At 63.6% G+C, this 17,723-nt stretch carries 16 protein-coding genes and 1 tRNA gene; 9 read left to right on the top strand and 8 right to left on the bottom strand.

The window, feature by feature from the left end; genetic code table 11:
* Nucleotides 1-12 precede the first annotated feature (12 nt).
* Both AB4136_RS01275 and tsaD read right to left on the bottom strand, forming a co-directional pair.
* The gene (locus AB4136_RS01275) at nucleotides 13-1,011 is read right to left on the bottom strand and encodes an NAD(P)H-dependent glycerol-3-phosphate dehydrogenase (protein ID WP_137900372.1); all 999 of its coding nucleotides are present in this window, start codon (nucleotides 1,009-1,011) and stop codon (nucleotides 13-15) included.
* Nucleotides 1,008-2,093 carry a tRNA (adenosine(37)-N6)-threonylcarbamoyltransferase complex transferase subunit TsaD gene (tsaD, locus tag AB4136_RS01270; RefSeq protein ID WP_171020920.1) on the bottom strand — a complete coding sequence of 362 codons (1,086 nt, stop codon included), beginning with the start codon at nucleotides 2,091-2,093 and terminating at the stop codon, nucleotides 1,008-1,010. The genes AB4136_RS01275 and tsaD overlap by 4 nt, the downstream gene beginning before the upstream one ends.
* Nucleotides 2,094-2,202: 109 nt before the next feature.
* On the opposite strand from tsaD, the gene hemC reads away from it, so the two are divergent.
* The 6 genes from hemC (at nucleotide 2,203) to AB4136_RS01240 (ending at nucleotide 8,154) form a co-directional block, all read left to right on the top strand.
* The gene (hemC, locus tag AB4136_RS01265) at nucleotides 2,203-3,129 is read left to right on the top strand and encodes a hydroxymethylbilane synthase (protein WP_137900374.1); all 927 of its coding nucleotides are present in this window, start codon (nucleotides 2,203-2,205) and stop codon (nucleotides 3,127-3,129) included.
* 31 nt (nucleotides 3,130-3,160) lie between these two features.
* Complete coding sequence (locus tag AB4136_RS01260) at nucleotides 3,161-3,877, top strand: uroporphyrinogen-III synthase (RefSeq protein WP_024923092.1); 717 nt, start codon at nucleotides 3,161-3,163, stop codon at nucleotides 3,875-3,877.
* A 98-nt stretch (nucleotides 3,878-3,975) separates the two neighbouring features.
* The gene (locus AB4136_RS01255) at nucleotides 3,976-5,337 is read left to right on the top strand and encodes a COG4223 family protein (protein WP_024923091.1); all 1,362 of its coding nucleotides are present in this window, start codon (nucleotides 3,976-3,978) and stop codon (nucleotides 5,335-5,337) included.
* A gap of 4 nt (nucleotides 5,338-5,341) precedes the next feature.
* A complete protein-coding gene (locus tag AB4136_RS01250) occupies nucleotides 5,342-6,895 on the top strand; it encodes a heme biosynthesis protein HemY (RefSeq protein WP_024923090.1) in 1,554 nt (517 codons plus the stop codon).
* Nucleotides 6,896-6,940: 45 nt separating this feature from the next.
* Complete coding sequence (locus AB4136_RS01245) at nucleotides 6,941-7,423, top strand: TerB family tellurite resistance protein (RefSeq protein WP_024923089.1); 483 nt, start codon at nucleotides 6,941-6,943, stop codon at nucleotides 7,421-7,423.
* Nucleotides 7,420-8,154, top strand: a complete 735-nt coding sequence (locus AB4136_RS01240; protein WP_024923088.1) for a glutamine amidotransferase — start codon at nucleotides 7,420-7,422, stop codon at nucleotides 8,152-8,154. Before AB4136_RS01245 ends, AB4136_RS01240 begins: the two co-directional genes overlap by 4 nt.
* Before the next feature lie 13 nt (nucleotides 8,155-8,167).
* Here the strand turns inward: AB4136_RS01240 and AB4136_RS01235 are convergent, their stop codons facing one another.
* The 3 genes from AB4136_RS01235 to AB4136_RS01225 all read right to left on the bottom strand — a co-directional run bounded on the left by AB4136_RS01235 (nucleotide 8,168) and on the right by AB4136_RS01225 (nucleotide 11,291).
* Nucleotides 8,168-9,409, bottom strand: a complete 1,242-nt coding sequence (locus tag AB4136_RS01235) for an MFS transporter (RefSeq protein ID WP_024923087.1) — start codon at nucleotides 9,407-9,409, stop codon at nucleotides 8,168-8,170.
* 129 nt (nucleotides 9,410-9,538) lie between these two features.
* A complete protein-coding gene (locus tag AB4136_RS01230) occupies nucleotides 9,539-10,639 on the bottom strand; it encodes an aminotransferase class I/II-fold pyridoxal phosphate-dependent enzyme (RefSeq protein ID WP_024923086.1) in 1,101 nt (366 codons plus the stop codon).
* 76 nt (nucleotides 10,640-10,715) lie between these two features.
* Nucleotides 10,716-11,291 (bottom strand): TetR/AcrR family transcriptional regulator, encoded by a 576-nt coding sequence (locus AB4136_RS01225; protein ID WP_024923085.1) that lies wholly within the window; start codon nucleotides 11,289-11,291, stop codon nucleotides 10,716-10,718.
* 160 nt (nucleotides 11,292-11,451) lie between these two features.
* On the opposite strand from AB4136_RS01225, the gene AB4136_RS01220 reads away from it, so the two are divergent.
* Nucleotides 11,452-13,521, top strand: coding sequence for a 3-hydroxyacyl-CoA dehydrogenase NAD-binding domain-containing protein (locus tag AB4136_RS01220; protein ID WP_137900375.1), 2,070 nt, complete (start codon nucleotides 11,452-11,454; stop codon nucleotides 13,519-13,521).
* 484 nt (nucleotides 13,522-14,005) lie between these two features.
* On the opposite strand, the gene AB4136_RS01215 is transcribed toward AB4136_RS01220, so the two are convergent.
* Nucleotides 14,006-14,815: an FkbM family methyltransferase gene (locus tag AB4136_RS01215; RefSeq protein WP_024923083.1), complete on the bottom strand. Its 810-nt coding sequence runs from the start codon at nucleotides 14,813-14,815 to the stop codon at nucleotides 14,006-14,008.
* Nucleotides 14,816-14,895: 80 nt separating this feature from the next.
* On the opposite strand from AB4136_RS01215, the gene AB4136_RS01210 reads away from it, so the two are divergent.
* Nucleotides 14,896-15,078 (top strand): hypothetical protein, encoded by a 183-nt coding sequence (locus AB4136_RS01210; RefSeq protein WP_024923082.1) that lies wholly within the window; start codon nucleotides 14,896-14,898, stop codon nucleotides 15,076-15,078.
* Between the two features lie 209 nt (nucleotides 15,079-15,287).
* A complete protein-coding gene (locus AB4136_RS01205) occupies nucleotides 15,288-16,448 on the top strand; it encodes a glycosyltransferase family 87 protein (protein WP_137900376.1) in 1,161 nt (386 codons plus the stop codon).
* Nucleotides 16,449-16,736: 288 nt separating this feature from the next.
* Here the strand turns inward: AB4136_RS01205 and AB4136_RS01200 are convergent, their stop codons facing one another.
* Both AB4136_RS01200 and AB4136_RS01195 read right to left on the bottom strand, forming a co-directional pair.
* Nucleotides 16,737-17,033, bottom strand: a complete 297-nt coding sequence (locus AB4136_RS01200; RefSeq protein WP_024923080.1) for a hypothetical protein — start codon at nucleotides 17,031-17,033, stop codon at nucleotides 16,737-16,739.
* 364 nt (nucleotides 17,034-17,397) lie between these two features.
* Nucleotides 17,398-17,473: transfer RNA gene (locus AB4136_RS01195), tRNA-Ala, on the bottom strand.
* Between the last annotated feature and the right edge of the window lie 250 nt (nucleotides 17,474-17,723).

The raw sequence follows: 17,723 nt of genomic DNA, 5'->3' as shown, positions 1-17,723 counted from the left end.
TGGCTCGCTTCCTCAGTCGTTTTCGGTTTTCAGGGGCCGCGTCATCAGCATGGAGACCGCTTCACCGATGGTGATCGCGCCCTCCAGGATGGCGGCCACGGCGGAAATGATTGGAGCATCGATGCCCTGCTCGGCGGCCAGCCTGGCGGCAATCGCCGCCGTCGGCACGCCTTCGGCCAGCGGCCGGCCGGCAAGCGCCTCACCACGACCCAATGCCAGCCCATAGGCGAAATTGCGTGACTGGGCCGAGGAACAGGTCAGCATCAGGTCGCCCAGGCCCGACAGCCCCATCAGCGTCTCCGGCTTTGCTCCGAAGGCAGCGCCGATACGCCGCAATTCGACGAAGCCGCGCGTGACCATCGCCGCCTGCGCACTGGCGCCCAGTCCGGCGCCGGCAACGGCGCCAGCGGCGAGCGCGAAGACGTTCTTCAACGCGCCGCCGATCTCGACGCCGACGAGGTCGTCACTGGAATAACAGCGCAGGTTGCGGGCCGAGAAGAGGGCGGCAAGCTCCGCTGCCAGGCTCTCCTCCCGCGCCGCGACCACGACGGCGGTGGGCAGACCCTTGGCGACGTCGGTGGCGAAGCTCGGTCCGGACAGGGCGGCGATTGGCGTGCCGGGCAGGATTTCGCCTGCGATCGTGGAGAGCAGGGCACCGCTGTTGCGTTCGATGCCCTTGGCGCACAACACGACGGGTATGGCGGGGGCGAGATATGGTTTCGCCTCGTTGAGAACCTGGCGCAGGGACTGTGCCGGTGTCACCGCCAGAACGCAGTCTGCTCCCTTAAGAGCCTCTGCCAGAGAGGAAGTCGCCTCGATGCCGGCGTCGAGGACGATGCCCGGCAGATAGCGCGGGTTCGCGCGTTTGCGAATGGCGTCGGCCATCTCGGCGTCGCGCGCCCAAAGCGTCACGCTATGGCCGGCTCGCAGCATGGCCTGCGCCAATGCCGTGCCCCAGGCACCGCCGCCCAGCACCGCTATGCGCCGGCCGCCTGGCAATGCCTCGCTCATGCCTTGGCTCCCCGTCTGCCCGAGCCCACCACGGGCACCGAGACCGTATCGAGCGGCCAGCGTGAACGTGGCACGAAATCGAAAGCGTTTTCCTCATCGAGCCCGGCGCGCAGGCGCTCTATGCCGGCCCAGGCGATCATCGCGGCGTTGTCAGTGCAGAGTTTCAGCGGTGGTGCCACGAAACGGAAGCCGGCCGTGGTGCAAAGCCGCTCGAGCGTCGCCTTGATGACGCGGTTGGCTGCCACGCCACCCGCGACAACCAGGGCCGGCTCGTGCTGATCCGGAAACTCGGTCCGGAAGCGGCCAAGGGCGCGCGAGACGCGGTCGGCCAGGGCATCGGCGACGGCCGTCTGGAAAGAGGCGCAGATGTCGGCGACATCCTGGTCGGTCAGCGGCGCGATCGCCTGTGCGGCCTGGCGCACCGCGGTCTTGAGCCCGGAGAACGAAAAGTCGGGCTGGGCGGCGCCCTTCATCGGCCTTGGAAAGGCGAAACGCGTCGGGTCTCCCTTCGCGGCCGCCTTTTCGACATTGGGACCGCCGGGATAGGGCAGGCCGAGCATTTTCGCGGTCTTGTCGAAAGCTTCGCCCAGCGCATCGTCGATGGTGGTGGCCCAGCGCTGATAGTCGCCGACGCCGGCCACGCGCACGATCTGGGTGTGACCGCCGGAGACCAGCAGCAGCAGATAGGGGAAGGCCAGCCCGTCGGTGAGCCGCGCGGTCAGGGCGTGGCCTTCCAGATGATTGATGGCCAGCAAAGGTTTGTCGGCGGCGGCGGCGATCGCCTTGGCCGTCATCAGGCCGACGATCAGCCCGCCGACGAGGCCGGGACCGGCGGTTGCGGCAATCGCGTCGATCTCATCGAGCTTCACGCCCGAATTGGCAAGTGCCGCGGCAACAATGCCGTCCAGCGCCTCGACATGGGCGCGCGCCGCGATCTCGGGTACGACACCACCGAAAGCCGCATGTTCGGCGATCTGGCTGAGCACGACATTGGACAGGATATCGGGCGCGGAAGCGCCGTCCAGCGCCACGACGCTGGCCGCTGTTTCGTCGCAGCTCGTCTCTATGCCCAGAACGCGGATCAATTCGCCGCAAACCTCGATGATTGCCCATGCGCGACTTCCCCGTTAGGAGAGAGCCGGATATCTGGAGCTTTGGGCTCCGAGCCGGGGTTATCACGGACCGCGCTTGATGCAAACAACCTTGAAGATCGGAACGCGAGGCAGCCTTCTGGCGCTGGCGCAGGCACATGAAACACGGGCGCGGCTCGTGGCTGCCCATGGCCTGCCGGAGGCGGCGTTCGAGATTGTCGTCATCACGACCAGTGGCGACCGCATCCAAGACCGACCGCTTTCGGAAGCCGGCGGCAAGGGCCTTTTCACGAAGGAGATCGAGGAGGCGCTGCTCGACGGCCGCATCGACATCGCCGTGCATTCCTCCAAGGACATGCCGACGGCGCTGCCGGATGGGCTTGAGCTTTCGGCGTTTCTGCCGCGCGAGGATGCACGCGAGGCCTTCATCAGCCGCAAGGCGGCGCGGATCGCCGACCTGCCCGCAGGAGCGAAGGTCGGCTCGTCGTCGCTGCGCCGCCAGGCACTGATCCGCCGCATGCGCCCCGATCTCGACGTCGTGCTGTTCCGGGGCAATGTGCAGACCAGGCTCCGCAAGCTGGACGAGGGCGTCGCCGACGGAACCATCCTTGCCCTAGCCGGGCTCAAGCGACTCGGCCTGGAGCATCTGGTCACCGATCTCATGTCGCTGGAGGCATTTCCGCCGGCGCCCGGGCAAGGCGCGATCTGCATCGAAAGCCGTATCGGCGATCAACAAACCGGTGCCTTGCTCGCCCCCATTCACGATGTGCCGACCGGTCAGGCGCTGGCCTGCGAACGGGCTTTCCTGGCGGCGCTTGACGGTTCCTGCCGAACGCCGATCGCCGGCTATGCGACTGTCGATGGGGAGAGGTTGGTCTTCTCAGGCCTGATCCTGACGCCCGACGGCACCGACATATGCGAGGTCGCACGCGAAGGTCTTGCCGCTGACGCGGCCCTGATCGGAGCGGAGGCCGGCGCCGACGTCAGGGCGCGGGCCGGCGCCGAGTTCTTCGAGGGCTGGAGCTGATCCGATGCGCGCCGGCTCAGGAACCCATTGAATGGTTCGCGTCGTGGTCACGCGACCGCAGCCCGGCGCCAGCCGGACAGCGGCCCGTCTTCGAAAACTGGGTCTGGAGCCAATCCTGATCCCGCTGTCGGAGACGAAGGCGCTCGATATCGATATCCAGTCTCTCCCGGCCGATATAGCGGCGGCGGCAGTGACCAGCTCCAACGCCATCCGTCATGCGTCCGCCGAACTGATCCAGCGGCTGGCCGGCCTTCCCTGCCACGTCGTCGGGCCGAAAACCGCCGATGCGGCGCGTTCAGCCGGGCTGTCGGTTGCGGAGATTGGGCAAGGCGATGCCGAAGCGTTGGCTGACAGGATCGCTCCCTCGCTGGCCGGCAAAACGGTCGTCTATCTGTGCGGTCATGTGCGGTTCTCGGCCTTCGAGACAGGGCTGTCGGCGAAAAACGTCAATGTGGTGCCGCTTGAGATCTATGACACGCTTGCCATCCACCAAGCCGGCGTCGTCGTCATGAAACGGCTGGCCGGGCGGCCGGCGGACGCGGTGCTGCTTTATTCGGCCAAGGCCGCGCAGGCTTTTTCGGAACTGGCGCGGCGGCCCGAACTGGCACGGTATTTCGACGAAACGCGGATCCTTGTGCTGTCGGAGCGCGTCGCGAGCTCGTTCGGTCCCGTTGCGCCCGGACGGCTGGTGGTGGCTGGCGAGCCAAATGAGGACGCCTTGCTGGCGCTGCTCGATCCCGCAGATTGATACTGCGCCATCACGCCGCCCCTTTTCACAGCTTGGAGGTGTGGTAGACCCTTTTTTGAGCCTTCCTTGCCGTCCCGATAACCCTGCGGAGCCCAAGTATGGTCAAGACGCCGAAGACGCGACATTCGAGAAGCCGGCATGAGCCGGTGACGATCGATCTCGATCCCGCTGACGTCTCGCGCGTGACCGCGGCGGATGGCGGCGACAAGGCAAAGGACCGGGCGACGATATCGGAACCGGTGGGCGCCGAATCGCGGGAAAGCGTCCAGGCAGGCCGGAGCGATTCGTCCGCCGAGACGTCCGCGCCTGAAAGTGCCGCGCAGCAGCATAAGAGCTTCGACTACGATTTCGCCGAACAATCGGCCCGCCCGCAGCCGGAACCGGCTGCCGCGGCCCAGGTGAAAGAGGCCAACTCCGACGGCTCGAGGTCGAATAGCCAGCCGGCGGAAACCAAGCGCGGCGGTATCGGGCTTCTCGCTGCCGGCCTGATCGGCGGTGCCATAGCTCTGGTTGGCGCAGGCGGCCTGCAATTCGCCGGCCTGCTCGGGGCGCCGGGATCGTCCGGCGCCAGCGCCGGCGATATCGCGACCCTGAAAAGCGAGGTCGCCGGCCTCAAATCCAATGCCGATGGCGACGTGGTGGCGCGGCTTTCGGCCGCGCTCGATCAGGTCAAGGCTGACGTCGCCGCGCTGAAGGCTGTTCCGCAGGCCGGCAATGGCGACGACAGCAAGGTTGCGGCGCTTTCGGACAAGATCGCGCAACTGGAAACCGCATTGGCCGGGCTGAGCAAGGCCCCAACTACAACCGTCGATCTTGGACCGGTAACCGAAAAGCTCGATGCTCTCGATAGTCTGATCAAATCGGCCGATCAGGCGGCCGGAACGCTGGACGGTCGCGTGGTTGCGCTGGAGCAGCTTGCATCGCAGTTGTCAGGCAAGGTGGACGCGCAGGCCTCGCAACCCAAGATCGCGCTGGCGATCGCTGCTTCCGCGTTGAAGGCGGCGCTCGACAGGGGGGCGCCGTTCACGGCCGAGCTCGATACCTTCGCCGCTGTCCGCCCGGATGCACCGCAAATAGCGGTGTTGCGGCCCTATGCCGAAAAAGGCGTCTCGACGCGGGTCGATCTCGCCGCCGGCATGAGCGATGCCGCCAATGCGATGATTGCCGCGGCCACGCCGGTCGATCCCAATCAGGGCATCTTCCAGCGGCTTGTCAGCAGTGCCGAATCGCTGGTCAAGGTACGCCCGATCGGTGCCGTCGAAGGCAAGGGCGCACCGGAAACCGTCGCGCGTCTGGAAGTGGCGGTAACCCAGGGCGACTACGCCAAGGCGCTCGCCGAATATGACACGCTGCCCGAGCCGGCCAAGGCCGCCGGCGCCGACTTTGCCGGCAAGCTCAAGTCGCGGCTTGATGCCGAGGCGGCGGTCGATGCCCTGGTGTCCGGCGCGATGAAGGGATGATCCGATGATCCGCATCCTCTTCTATCTTGCCATCGTCTTCGCGCTTGGATTGGGCTTCGCTTGGCTAGCCGATCGCCCTGGCGAGATGGTCGTCACCTTCAGCGGCTATCAATACAAGGTCAGCCTGATGGTGGCCGCGGTTGCCGTCGTGGCGGTCGTTGCCGCGGTGATGATCGTTTGGTGGCTGCTGAAGTCGATCTGGAACAGTCCCTATGCGATCGCCCGGCACTTCCGGGTCCGCCGTCGCGACCGGGGTTATCAGGCGCTGTCGACCGGCATGATCGCGGCTGGCGCGGGTGACGGCGCGTTGGCGCGGCGCAAGACCAAGGAGGCGGCCAAGCTGATCCGCTCCGATCAGGAACCGCTGGTCAACCTGCTCGATGCACAGGCTTCGCTGCTGGAAGGCGATCACGAGGGTGCCCGTCAGAAATTCGAGGCCATGCTCGACGATCCCGAGATGCGGCTGCTTGGCCTGCGCGGACTGTATCTGGAGGCAGAGCGGCTGGGCGATCGCAATGCAGCCCGGCACTATGCCGGCCGTGCTGCTTCCACGGCGCCCCAGCTTGCCTGGGCCGCCGAGGCAACGATGGAAGAACTGGCCGCGCGCGGCGATTGGGATGGCGCCTTGAAGCTAGCCGACGCCCAGAAATCGACCCGGCAGATCGAGCGCGATGCCGCCAACCGCCGGCGTGGCGTGCTTCTGACGGCAAAGGCCGGGGCGTTGATGGACAGCGACCCGACCGGCGCTAAGGCGGCCGCGCTGGACGCCAATCGCCTGTTGCCGGACTTCGCGCCGGCTGCGCTCGTTGCGGCCAAGGTGCTGTTCAAGCAGAACGACCTGCGCAAGGGCTCGAAGGTCCTGGAGGCGGCATGGCGCGCCGAGCCGCATCCCGACGTGGCGGACCTTTATGTTCGCGCGCGGCCCGGCGATGCAGTGCTCGATCGTCTGGGCAGGGCCCGCAAGCTGCAGGAGATGAGGAAGAATCACGTCGAATCGTCGCTGGCGGTCGCGCGTGCCGCGCTCGACGCTCAGGATTTCGCGCTTGCCCGCCAGGAAGCGGAAGCCGCGACCCGGATGCAGCCCAGTGAAGGCGCTTATCTGCTGCTTGCCGACATCGAGGAGGCCGATACCGGCAACCAGGGCAAGGTGCGGCAATTGCTGTCCCAGGCCGTTCGCGCGCCGCACGACGCGGCATGGGTGGCCGACGGCGTCAGCACCGATCGCTGGGCTCCGGTCTCGCCTGTTACCGGGCGACTGGATGCGTTCGAATGGCGCGGTCCGGTGGAACGCGCCGGCCGCTTGATCGAGGCGCACCGTCCCGCGCCAGAGATTGCGGCGCCCGTTCTGGCCGCCCCGGAACGCGAGGACGACGATGCCATCGTGGTCGATGCGGAGGCGGTCACGGTCTCCACGGCAGCGACTGAGAAGGTCGATGGTGCGGGCGACCGCCCGGTCAAGACGGCCAAGGGTGAAACGGACCCTCCCCGCTTGCCGGACGATCCCGGTGTCGAGCCCGAGGACGGGACGGACACGCCGCGCCGCTTCCGGTTGTTTTGAAGGCAGTGTCTTGATCGCGACCGCGAAGGAGCCAAATTAGTCCCGATGTTCGAACGCGTTCTGTCATTCCTGAAAGACCTGCCCTCCGGCGGCAGCCGTGCCCATGCTGGGGAAGATGACCCGCATATCGCGGCCGCGGCCCTGCTCTACCATGTCATGAACGCCGACGGCGTCAGGCAGGATGTCGAGTGGGAGCGCTTCAAGACAATTCTCGGCGAAACCTATGCGGTTCGCGGTCGGGAACTGGAGGACCTCGCCGATGCCGGCGAGAAGGCCGACAACGAAGCGATCGACCTCTACGCCTTCACCAGCGTGCTGAAGCGTCATCTCGATCCTGAAGCGCGCAAAGCCTTCATCGGGTTGATGTGGGATATCGTTTACGCCGATGGCGAGCTTCACGAGCTGGAGGACAACACCGTCTGGCGCGTTGCCGAGCTCCTCGATGTCGAGCGCGTGGACCGGGTGGCGGCGAAGCGCGCAGCCGCGGCCAAGGCTCCTGGCAGTGAGAGCAAGACCGGCGACGAATGAACCGGGTCCATCCGTTCACGGCAGCTGGAAAACGTCCCCGGATCCTGATCGTCCTGCATCAGGAGACGTCCAGTTCCGGCCGTGTCGGGCATATGCTGATCGAAGCGGGTTACGATCTCGACATACGCCGGCCGCCGCTTGGCGACCAGCTTCCCGAAACGCTCGCCCATCACGCTGGCGTGGTGGTTTTTGGCGGGCCAATGAGCGCGAACGACCATCACGAGGAGTTCGTGCGGCGCGAGACGGACTGGCTGGCGGTGCCGCTCAAGGAGGGCAAGCCGCTGCTCGGCATCTGTCTCGGCGCGCAGATGCTGGTCAATCATCTCGGCGGTCATGTCGAAGGTCATGGCGAAGGGCTGGTCGAGATCGGCTGGTACCCGCTTCGCGCCACGGAAGAGGGCCGCAAGCTGATGCATTGGCCTGACATGGTCTATCAATTCCACCGCGAGGGGTTTTCACTGCCGAAGGACGCCACGCTGCTGGCGACCGCGGATACCTATCCGAACCAGGCCTTCCGTTATGGCGACAATGCCTGGGGCATCCAGTTCCACGGCGAACTGACCCGGATGATGATGCAGCGCTGGGTGGTGCATGGCGCGCATCGTTTCGAGCTACCCGGCGCGCAGCCCGGCCGCGATCATCTCGGCGGCCGGTTGGTCTGGGACATGCATCTGAAACGCTGGCTTGCCGAATTCCTGGCCACGATCTTTGGCCGACCGGCTGCGGGCTGACGCGGCGGGCCGGTTACTCCCGGGCATCCAGCCGGCGGACCTTGCGCAGATTGGGAAAGATCAGCGCCCATAGGCCGGCGACGGCGATCGCGCCGATGCCGCCAACAACCACCGCCGGGACCGTACCGACGATCGCCGCCATGGTGCCGGCGCGGAATTCGCCCACTTCGTTGGAGGCGCCGACAAATACCTGGTTGACGGCATTGACCCGCCCACGGACGTCGTCCGGAGTCCACAACTGGATCAGGGTTTCACGGATATAGACGCTGACCATGTCGGTAGCGCCCAAAAGAGCAAGCGCGACGATCGACAGCCATGTGGTGACCGACAGGCCGAACAGAGCGGTAACGGCGCCAAACAGCGCCACGAAGATGAGCATGACGGCACCGGCATGGTCGCGGATCGGATGGCCGGCCAACCACACGGCAACGCAGATGGCGCCGACGCCCGGCGCCGAGCGCAACAGGCCAAGGCCCCATGGGCCGAGATCGAGGATGTCGCGCGCATAGACCGGCAGCAAAGCCGATGCGCCTGAAAGAAGCACGGCGAACAGGTCAAGCGATATCGCTCCCAGGACGACCTTTTCGCCCCAGATGTAGCGGAAGCCGGCAAACAGGGTTTCGAGGCTGGGCTTGTCCGTCTCGCCGCGCTGCGCCGGTTTTGGAATGGCGAGAATCAATACGACTGCCAGCAGCATCAACAATGCGGCGCAGCCATAAGCGGCCTCTGCCGACAGCCCATAGAGCAGGCCGCCGGCGACGGGACCGACGATGGTGGCGGTCTGCCAGGCCGATGAATTCCAGGCAATCGCGTTGGCGAAGTCCTGCGGCGGCACCAGATTGGCGAAGAGCGAGGCCGAGGCCGGGCCGAAAAAGGCGCGGGCAATGCCGAACGGGACGAGCACGGAAAAGATCGGCAGCGGCGAACCCAGGCCGTGCCAGGTCAACAAAAGTAGTGTCGCCGCGCAGGCCGCTTCCATCACGATCGCCAGCGCCATGATCCTGCGCCGCCCGAAGCGGTCGGCGACGACACCGGTGACCAGCACCAGGAGCAGCGAGGGCAAGAACTGCACGATGCCGACCAAGCCAAGGTCGAACGGGTCGCGTGTCAGGTCATAGATCTGCCAGCCGACCGCCACCGAAACGATCTGGGCGGCGAAGGTGGTGAGGAAGCGCGCGGCCCAATAGTTGCGGAACGGCGCGTGCCGGAACGCTGCGTAACGTCGTTCCGGAGACGGTGATCTGTCGGTCTTCATGGATGTCGGCCCCATAGCAGTTGCACAGGCCGGCGGGGCTCTTCCACGATGGGCGCTGGTCCGGTCGCCGAGCTATAGCGCAGATTTCCGCACCGCGGGTGTGGAATTTCGCCCTGTCTTCGCCGCGCGTCAGTCGCGCAGCGCCGCAGATATGGCGGCAAGACCGCCACGCAATTGTTCGGCGGTCGGCCAGCCGAACCCGACGCGGAAAAAGGTTTTCGGCATTTCGAACCAATGGCCAGGCCCCACATAGGTGCCATGTTTCTCCAGAAGCCGGGTGTAGAAGCCGTCGAGGTCGAAATTGGGCGCGACGTCGATGCGCGGAAAGCCGACGACACCGCCGGAAGGCGGCACCCAGTCGACCAGCGGTTCCTTGTCGATCCAGTTCTGCACGATGCCGCGACGGGCCGCCATTTCCGGCAGCAGCCCGGCCAGGAAACTATCGCGCCGTTCCAGCATCGCGCGGGCGATCGCCTCGTCGATGACACTGCCGCAGATGCCGATCTGCTCCTTGGCCGACAGGAATTTCTCCTGCAAGGCAACATCGCGGGTGATCAGCCAGCCGATGCGGATTCCGGGAATACCGAAGGCCTTCGACAGCGACGAGACGCTGATCGCCCGCTTGCTGAGCGAGGCGGCCGTCGGCAATTTGGTGCCGTAGCTGAGATCGCGATAGGTCTCGTCGACCAGAAGATAGCAGCCTTTCTCTTCCGCCAATGCGATCAGCCGGTCGAGGTCCGCGCGGCTCATCATCGTGCCGGTCGGGTTATGCGGGCAGGTGATGCTGATGTAGCGCGTCCGTGGCGTCATCGCCACCGCGATACGGTCGACATCGATGGCGAAGCCGGTATCGAAGGCGAGATCGATATAGGTGATGGCGCAGCCGATCGCCTTTGGCGTTTCGATGTTGGTCGCGTAGTTCGGCCGCACCACGACCAGATGATCGCGTTCCGACAGAAGCGACGTGGCGATGATGAAAAGCGCGCCGGCGGCACCGGCTGTAACCAGCACGTCGTCAGGCGACAGGCCCCGGTCCTGGGCCGCGATCAGTTCCCTCAGCGCACGGTCGCCGCGATGTTCGCCGTAGAACAGAGTGAGGTCCAGCAAGGCGATCCCGATGTCGGAAAGCTTCTGGTCGGCAATCGAACTTTCCGAAAGATTGTAGCGGATGCGGTCGTAGCCGTATTCCTCCGGCGCTTCCTTCTCGATCACCATGCGTGCGTAGTTCATCGGCAAGCCTCCACCCTTTGTCGTGCAGCGTAAGGGACAAGGATGAGGCCAGACAATCCCGACAGGTCGATCCAGCCTACTTTCTCGGCTGCAGGCCCGAGACGATAAGCGAATGATATTGCAGGGCGAAGTCTTCGGCGCGAACCTCGCCTTCAGGCCGGAACCAGCGCACCATCCAGTTCATCAGCGAAAGCACGGCACGTGCCGCGATGGCGACATCGTCAATCGCAAAGGTTCCCGCAGCCTTGCCGTCGGCCAACAGGGAACGCAGCAATTTCTCGAAGCGATCCCGCAAAGCCAGTTGCTCGTCGGTCCAGTGATTTCTCTCGACGCCGCCGAAACCGTGCAGCATGACGACGAAGGCGGCGTAGTTGGTTTCGAAGAAAATCGCCTGCGTCTGCATGAAGGCCTTGAGCTTTTCGTCCGGTTCCGGAGCTGCCGTAATCGCCGCGCCGACGGCGAGATATTGCCGCTCCAGCAGGTCGACGACCATCTCGTCGAAGATGTCCTTCTTGGTGGGGAAGTAGTGGTAGACGGCCGCCTTGGTGACGCCAACGGCTTGGGCGACGTCGTTCAACGAGGTGCCATCGAAGCCATTGGCGGCGAACAGTTTCGCGGCGGCGCCGAGAATGGTGGCACGTGGCGCCGGCATGGTTGGCGGCCGACCGACCGGGGCCTTCCCTGCGTGGACGGTGTCTGGTCGTTGACGAGGCATGCACCGTGTTTTATTACCGGCCAGCTGGTTTGTAAATATGATCGGCGCCCGAGGCCGCGACGTCTGGCTTGAGCGCCTTGTTCGAAGAGGCCAACCGATGACCGACATCAAGACACCCGAGGCCAAGGTCAGCGTCGCGCATCGCGGCGGCGTCGCCATCGTCACCATCGACAATCCGCCGGTGAATGCGCTGTCGTTTTCCGTGCGCAGTCCTCTCCATGATGCGCTCACCCGGTTGCGCGACGACCAGGCGACGGCCGCCATCGTGATCGCTTGCGCAGGACGCACTTTCGTTGCCGGCGCCGACATCGCCGAATTCGGCAAGCCGATGCAGGATCCGGACCTGGGAGCGTTGATCGCGCTGCTGGAGACGATCGAAAAGCCGACCGTCGCCGCCATTCATGGCACGGCATTGGGTGGTGGGCTGGAACTGGCGCTCGGCTGCCATTTTCGGGTCGCCGACGAGACGGCCCGGCTCGGCCTGCCCGAAGTGAAGCTCGGCCTGTTGCCCGGGGCTGGCGGCACCGTTCGCCTGCCGGCGCTGGTTGGACCGTTCAAGGCATTGGATATGATCACCTCCGGCATGCCGATTGTCGCCGCGGAGGCCCTGGAGGCTGGTCTTGTCGACAGCCTTGCCGGTGTCGACCTGGTTGCCGATGCCGCCGCCTTCGCGGCGGTCAAGGCGGCGGAGGGCGGCCCGTTCATCGCCGTGCGCAACCGGCGCGACAAGCTCGAAAGTGTCGATCGGGATGAGCTTGAGGCGCGCATCAAGGGCGTGACGGCAAAGGCCAGGGGATTGCAGGCGCCGGTCGCTTGCGCGCAGGCGGTGCGCAACGCCGTGCTTTTGCCTTTTGACGAGGCGCTGGCGCGCGAGCGCGCCCTTTTCATCGAACTGGTGGGATCCGAACAGTCGCGCGCGCAACGGCATCTGTTCTTCGCCGAACGCGAGGCCGCCAAGGTGGTTGGCATCGACAAGACGATCAAGCCGCGGCCGATCCGCCGTGTCGGCATCATCGGCGCCGGCACAATGGGCGGTGGCATCGCGATGGCGTTTGCCAATGGCGGCATCGCCGTGACCTTGGTCGAAGCGGCAACCGAGGCACTGCAACGCGGTCTGGAGCGGATAGCGAAGAATTACGCGATCTCCGTCTCGCGCGGTTCGCTCAGCGAGACCGACAAGACGGCGCGCCTGGCACTGCTTTCGGGCACGACCGACTATGCGGCGCTGGCGGATTGCGATCTGGTGATCGAGGCGGTGTTCGAGGAGATGACGGTCAAGAAAGAGGTGTTGGCGGCCATCGACAAGTCCGTGAAGCCGGGCACCATCATCGCCACCAACACCTCCTATCTCGACGTCAACGCGCTGGCCGGCGCCGTCTCAAAGCCACAGGATTTTGCCGGCATGCATTTCTTCTCGCCGGCCAATGTCATGAAGCTCTTGGAGATCGTGCGGGGCGCGGAAACGGCGCCGGACGTGCTGGTCACGCTGCTGTCGCTCGCCCGTTCGATCGGCAAGGTGCCGGTCGTGGTCGGCGTCTGTCACGGCTTCGTCGGCAACCGCATGCTGGCGGCACGCGGCACGGAGATCGAGGCCCTGCTCCTCGAAGGTGCCAGCCCAGCGGAGGTCGACAAGGCCTTCACCGATTTCGGCTGGCCGATGGGACCGTTCCAGATGGTCGATCTTGCCGGACTGGACATAGGCTGGCGCAACCGCAAGGCCCTGGGCAAGACGGCCTTGATCGCCGACTGGCTCTGCGAGCAGGGCCGTTTCGGCCAGAAGACCGGTCGGGGCTTCTATCTCTACGCCGATGGCCGCACCGCGCAGCCCGATCCGGAACTCGCGGCGCATATCGCCGAAGAGGCCAAACGCATTGGCGTCGCGCCGCGCGCGATTACGGCCGAAGAAATCATAGAGCGCACGCTCTACCCGCTGATCAATGAGGGCATGCGCATTCTCGAGGAAGGCATTGCCGCGCGCGAATCCGATATCGATCTCGTCTGGGTGAACGGCTACGGCTTTCCGCTCGGCAAGGGCGGGCCGATGTTCTGGGCCCGGCAGAAGGGTCTGGCGACGATCGCCGGACGCCTGAGCTATTGGCACGACCATACCGGCAAGGATGTCTTCAAGCCGTCCGAACGGTTGAAGGCGATGGCCGCTGAAGCGTGATGGAAGGATTTCCGTTGGTGGACTGAGGCCTGCCAACGACGGTTCGCTATTGGCGATGGCTCACAGCCCGGCCGCCGAACACCCGCGGGGTTGGGGGTAGGATGGTCCGGCGGTCGGGACAGGCCGGTTGTAGGACGCCGGCAGAATTAGCGTAACCTCACGCAAGACACCCAGCAATTCAACCAAAAGGACAGCCGTGGACCGATGGCGTTTCTACGCAGCGTCCGGAAAATGGAAGCCCGCCTGCTACTTTTGTAGGCTGATGCCTGCAGGCGGGCCGCTCCTCGTACGAAATAGCTCCGCATGGATAGAGCGGCCCGACAATAGCGCCTGGCGCTGGGCTCGCTATTGTACTTATTAGCAGGCGGTGATGTTTCGGAATGGCTTGACTATCAGTGCCCGAACCGAGCGCGGATGTTTCCGCAGGCTTAGCCAACCCGATACCCTCGCAAAGCCCGAGCAGGCAGCTTCGGAAGGCTCGAAGCTATTCTGGCACCGCGAAGATATCAAAGTGCCGGATGCTCGCCATATCGTTCTCGGCAAGTTTGCGCCCGAACAGCGTGCTCTGCTCCACTAGGTGTACGGCGTAGCCCTTTTCCGCGAAGAAGCGGTACAAAGCACGGCGCTCCTCCGGGGTGTTGTGAACATTGACCTCGGATTTGACGCGGGGGCGCGCTTCATCGACCAGATCCTCGATCGATTTGAGCGCGGAAAGGTCGTGACCTTCGATATCCGTCTTGATGTAGCGGAGTTTCGAGACCTTTTCGCCCAAGCGAGCACGTATCATCGGGCCGATCCTCCTGCCTTCGACAGGTAGGGAGTAGGTGCTGCCGTGCTTCCAGACGGACGAACCGTGCTTGTCGCCGCCATTGGGGAAGTCCGGGCCGTTGTATTTGAACACCAAGGCTTCGTCCTGGTTCGTGACGGCATAAGGGAAGGCGACGATGTTGTATTTGCCCGGGTTCAGGATGGCGTTGCTGGCAAGGATCGAGAACACGAACGGGTTTGGCTCGAAGGCAAGAACAAATCCGTTCGGACCGCAGGCGAGTGCCATGGGAAGCGCGGTGTCCCCACAATGGGCGCCGATATCGATGGCCACGTCACCGTCGGAAATGAAGGTGCGCAGCTCGTCGATTTCCGATTGTAGAATTTCAAATCCGTTGAATCGGGGATTTCGCCACAACGCGAATTTGACCTCGCCGTCCTTTTCGAGATGAACGGTCTCGGTCGAATGGCCGTAGACCCGCGCGCTCGGCTTCAGGCCCAGCAGGTAGAAGAACTCCGTGAGCCGCATGCCCGTGCTCCCCAAGCAATCGCTGCTCCTTGGATAGAGCGCGATTTCGCGAACTGCAAGAATATCGGAAGGAAGCCACGATGAGCCGCATCTTCGCGGGCGCTGGGCGGCATCTGGATGATATCGATCCTAAACGGGACCGGCACGGCGCCGTGAAAGCCACCCGGGAAGTCTTGCTGAAAAGCGAGGGACAGCGAAATTTCATGTCGATGATGGGGTGCCGCTTTTGGCGGACGCCGTCACAGGAGCGACTGTTTACGTAGATTGAGACAAGCGCCGTGGACGCTCCTAACGACCTGAACCGCTGAGTTCCTCGCGCGTTGTGGTCCCCTTCCCAAGGGCCCTTCTTACGGGGCCAATTCCGAGCTGCCTGGACGCATTGAGAATTGCCGAGGCAAGATTGTTTGCCATTCATTTAACCCGGTATGTGCTAAGGGAGGACCGGGTTTGTGGTCTTCTCGAGGGGGAAGTCGTGCGTTTTCTGAAGTCGCTCTATGAGCGCAGCGGCCTCATTCTTTGCGCGCTCGCTATTGCGACGGTGCTGGTTTTGTGTGCGCTGAAGCCGCAGGTTCGCTCAGTTCTTGTCGCTTACGATTTTGGATCGCAGATGTTCTTTGAACATCAGCCTCTCTACGATTTGAAACGAGCCATGGGGTATCTCTATGCCCCGGCCTTTGCTGCCCTCTACCTGCCGTTTTACGAACTTGGTCCAACTGTTGGTGGCCTGCTCTGGCGTGTGCTTGGCGTTGGCTTGTTGACGGCAGCTGTCTTTACGCAGGCAAAAAAGCTCGACCCGGAAAAGGACGGCTGGATTGTCTCGCTCGGCTTGTTCCTGGCTCTGCCGCTTTCCCTGGGAGCTGTTCGCAACGGGCAATCGACAATTCTGCTCACTGCTGCCTGCTGGTTTCTAACCATGTCGGCGCTGGACAACAAACGATGGCAGACGCTGCTTTGGTCATTCGCCGCGCTAACCGCCAAACCAACCGCGATTGTCGTCATCCTCCTTATCGCCGCACTGAGACCGCGCCTTATTCCGTGGATTGTTGGTGCGGTCGCGTTGATGCTCGCAGTACCCTATGCCTTCGCGCCTGCAGAGTACGTCAATGCTCAGCATCTGGAGTTCTTCCAGCTCCTCACTTCGATGAGTTCCAACAGCGCGCGGGAGGCGTTCGAGGCCGCCGATTTTACGGGGATATTGGCTGCTGCCGGCATTTCGATCACCGGTCCGGCCGCAATGATAGTCAGGCTATCGGTGGCGGCGATTGTGCTTGGCGCCGTATTTCGACTTGACCGCGAAAATGAACCGTTGCACCGCTTTGTGATCTTCCTGATCGCAGCCTACTACATGACGGTTTTCAACCCGCGCGTTGAGTCCAACACATATGTGATGGTGGCTGTTCCGCTGGGCCTTGCGGTTGCCTATCTCAAAACCCGCGAGCCAACGTCATATGTCCCCACTGCCCTCGGCTCGATGCTGTTCCTCTGCGGGTGGACCGGAATTGACGCAGACCTGCATGCGGCGCTGAACCCATGGTTCAAACCCATGATGGTCACCCTCATTTCCGTACCATTGCTATTTTGCCTTTTGCAGAAAGTCGCGACGCTCAAATTGTCCATTGGAAAGCGTATTTAGACGGGGATGGGAGGGAGGCCCGGAAGCCTCCCCTCACTCCCGATTTCATTGATCTCGCTATGCGAGCCAGTCACGGTTAACTTTGCGGCCCATCAGGCCGTTATGATCGTGAAGCCAGGCCCGACTGACGCCAAGGCCCGCATGCTGGCCTCGCTCGCTATTCGTCGCGAATAGTTTTTTGCTTCATGCTCGTTCGTGTTGGTGCGAGCGAGTCAAAAAACTTCGGAATGTTAGTCGAAATGAAAACCCCCGCTGACGCGGGGGCTATCGGATCGAACCATGTTCAGCTTACTTTGGCGCCTTGCCACCATTCTTCTTGCATTCCGCCCGGAATTTCTCGCGGTCCTTGCCGTGAAGGCCCTTGGCGTCGGCGAGTACCGAGCACTGCTTGGAAATGGCCGTCTTCTCCGGAGACTTCGTCGGGGTCGTCTTCTTGACGGTCGTGCTCGCTGCGGCGGGAGCCGTTGCCGTGCTTGCTGCGGCGGGAGCGGTTGTCGTGCTTGCTGCGGGCTTGCTCGCTGCAAACGCGGCAGTCGAGAGGAAGCCGGCGAAAACGACAGAGGCAACAAATGTCACGGTCTTCATGGAAATTCCTTTGATTTGAGGACTAGGCCACAAACGTTGTGACACGAGCTCATTTCTCCAGTTTTTCCAGCGTGTAGAATTTTGTTTCTGAATTGTACGCAAGCAAGCCGAGATCTGATTGGCCCGACCGGAGGTGCTAAAGCTCAAACGAAAACCCCAGCCGGAGCCGGGGCTATGCTTTTCTGCGCAATACGCCAAGATTTTTCCGCGATCACAACGCGCGAAAAAATATCCGCCGGCCAGAATTCTCAGAAGCGTCATCGCGAGCGGACGATTCCTCATTCTGAGCGAATGCGAAAATTCATCTGCCGCTTTGAGCGCGGTCCAAAAGATCAAGGGGAATCAAAGTCAAATTATCCGCCGTTGGTGGAGCTGAGGGGGATCGAACCCCTGACCTCGTCATTGCGAACGACGCGCTCTCCCAGCTGAGCTACAGCCCCGTCCAGCGGATGGCGCATTTATGAGGCGAGGCGCTTCACTGTCAAGCGAGCTTTTGGATGGCGGAGCCGGTCCAGCCGGCGTTGCCAGTTTGCGAACGCCAGATGCTCCGGCGTTGGTTCATTCCGGTCCTGTCATTCCGACCCCGAGCCGAATAAGCCTCCGTCTGATGTCGGGTTTCGCTCTCGGTTCGCCCGGCTCTTGCCGCATCCGCGTGTAATGGCTACATGTCGGCAACACTCGGAGACCTGC

It is taken from the genome of Mesorhizobium sp. 2RAF21 (assembly GCF_052115345.1).
GTDB classification, from domain to species: Bacteria; Pseudomonadota; Alphaproteobacteria; order Rhizobiales; family Rhizobiaceae; genus Mesorhizobium; species Mesorhizobium terrae.
This window is presented reverse-complemented; position numbering and strand designations above follow the sequence as displayed.

Coding starts and splice junctions, on each gene's coding strand:
- AB4136_RS01220 (WP_137900375.1), top strand. CDS start 11,452: ATGACCGACATCAAGACACCCGAGGCCAAGGTCAGCGTCGCGCATCGC.
- AB4136_RS01245 (WP_024923089.1), top strand. CDS start 6,941: ATGTTCGAACGCGTTCTGTCATTCCTGAAAGACCTGCCCTCCGGCGGC.
- AB4136_RS01215 (WP_024923083.1), bottom strand. CDS start 14,815: ATGCGGCTCACGGAGTTCTTCTACCTGCTGGGCCTGAAGCCGAGCGCG.
- AB4136_RS01230 (WP_024923086.1), bottom strand. CDS start 10,639: ATGAACTACGCACGCATGGTGATCGAGAAGGAAGCGCCGGAGGAATAC.
- AB4136_RS01255 (WP_024923091.1), top strand. CDS start 3,976: ATGGTCAAGACGCCGAAGACGCGACATTCGAGAAGCCGGCATGAGCCG.
- hemC (WP_137900374.1), top strand. CDS start 2,203: ATGCAAACAACCTTGAAGATCGGAACGCGAGGCAGCCTTCTGGCGCTG.
- AB4136_RS01210 (WP_024923082.1), top strand. CDS start 14,896: ATGAGCCGCATCTTCGCGGGCGCTGGGCGGCATCTGGATGATATCGAT.
- AB4136_RS01235 (WP_024923087.1), bottom strand. CDS start 9,409: ATGAAGACCGACAGATCACCGTCTCCGGAACGACGTTACGCAGCGTTC.
- AB4136_RS01275 (WP_137900372.1), bottom strand. CDS start 1,011: ATGAGCGAGGCATTGCCAGGCGGCCGGCGCATAGCGGTGCTGGGCGGC.
- AB4136_RS01225 (WP_024923085.1), bottom strand. CDS start 11,291: ATGCCGGCGCCACGTGCCACCATTCTCGGCGCCGCCGCGAAACTGTTC.
- AB4136_RS01200 (WP_024923080.1), bottom strand. CDS start 17,033: ATGAAGACCGTGACATTTGTTGCCTCTGTCGTTTTCGCCGGCTTCCTC.
- AB4136_RS01240 (WP_024923088.1), top strand. CDS start 7,420: ATGAACCGGGTCCATCCGTTCACGGCAGCTGGAAAACGTCCCCGGATC.
- AB4136_RS01250 (WP_024923090.1), top strand. CDS start 5,342: ATGATCCGCATCCTCTTCTATCTTGCCATCGTCTTCGCGCTTGGATTG.
- AB4136_RS01260 (WP_024923092.1), top strand. CDS start 3,161: ATGGTTCGCGTCGTGGTCACGCGACCGCAGCCCGGCGCCAGCCGGACA.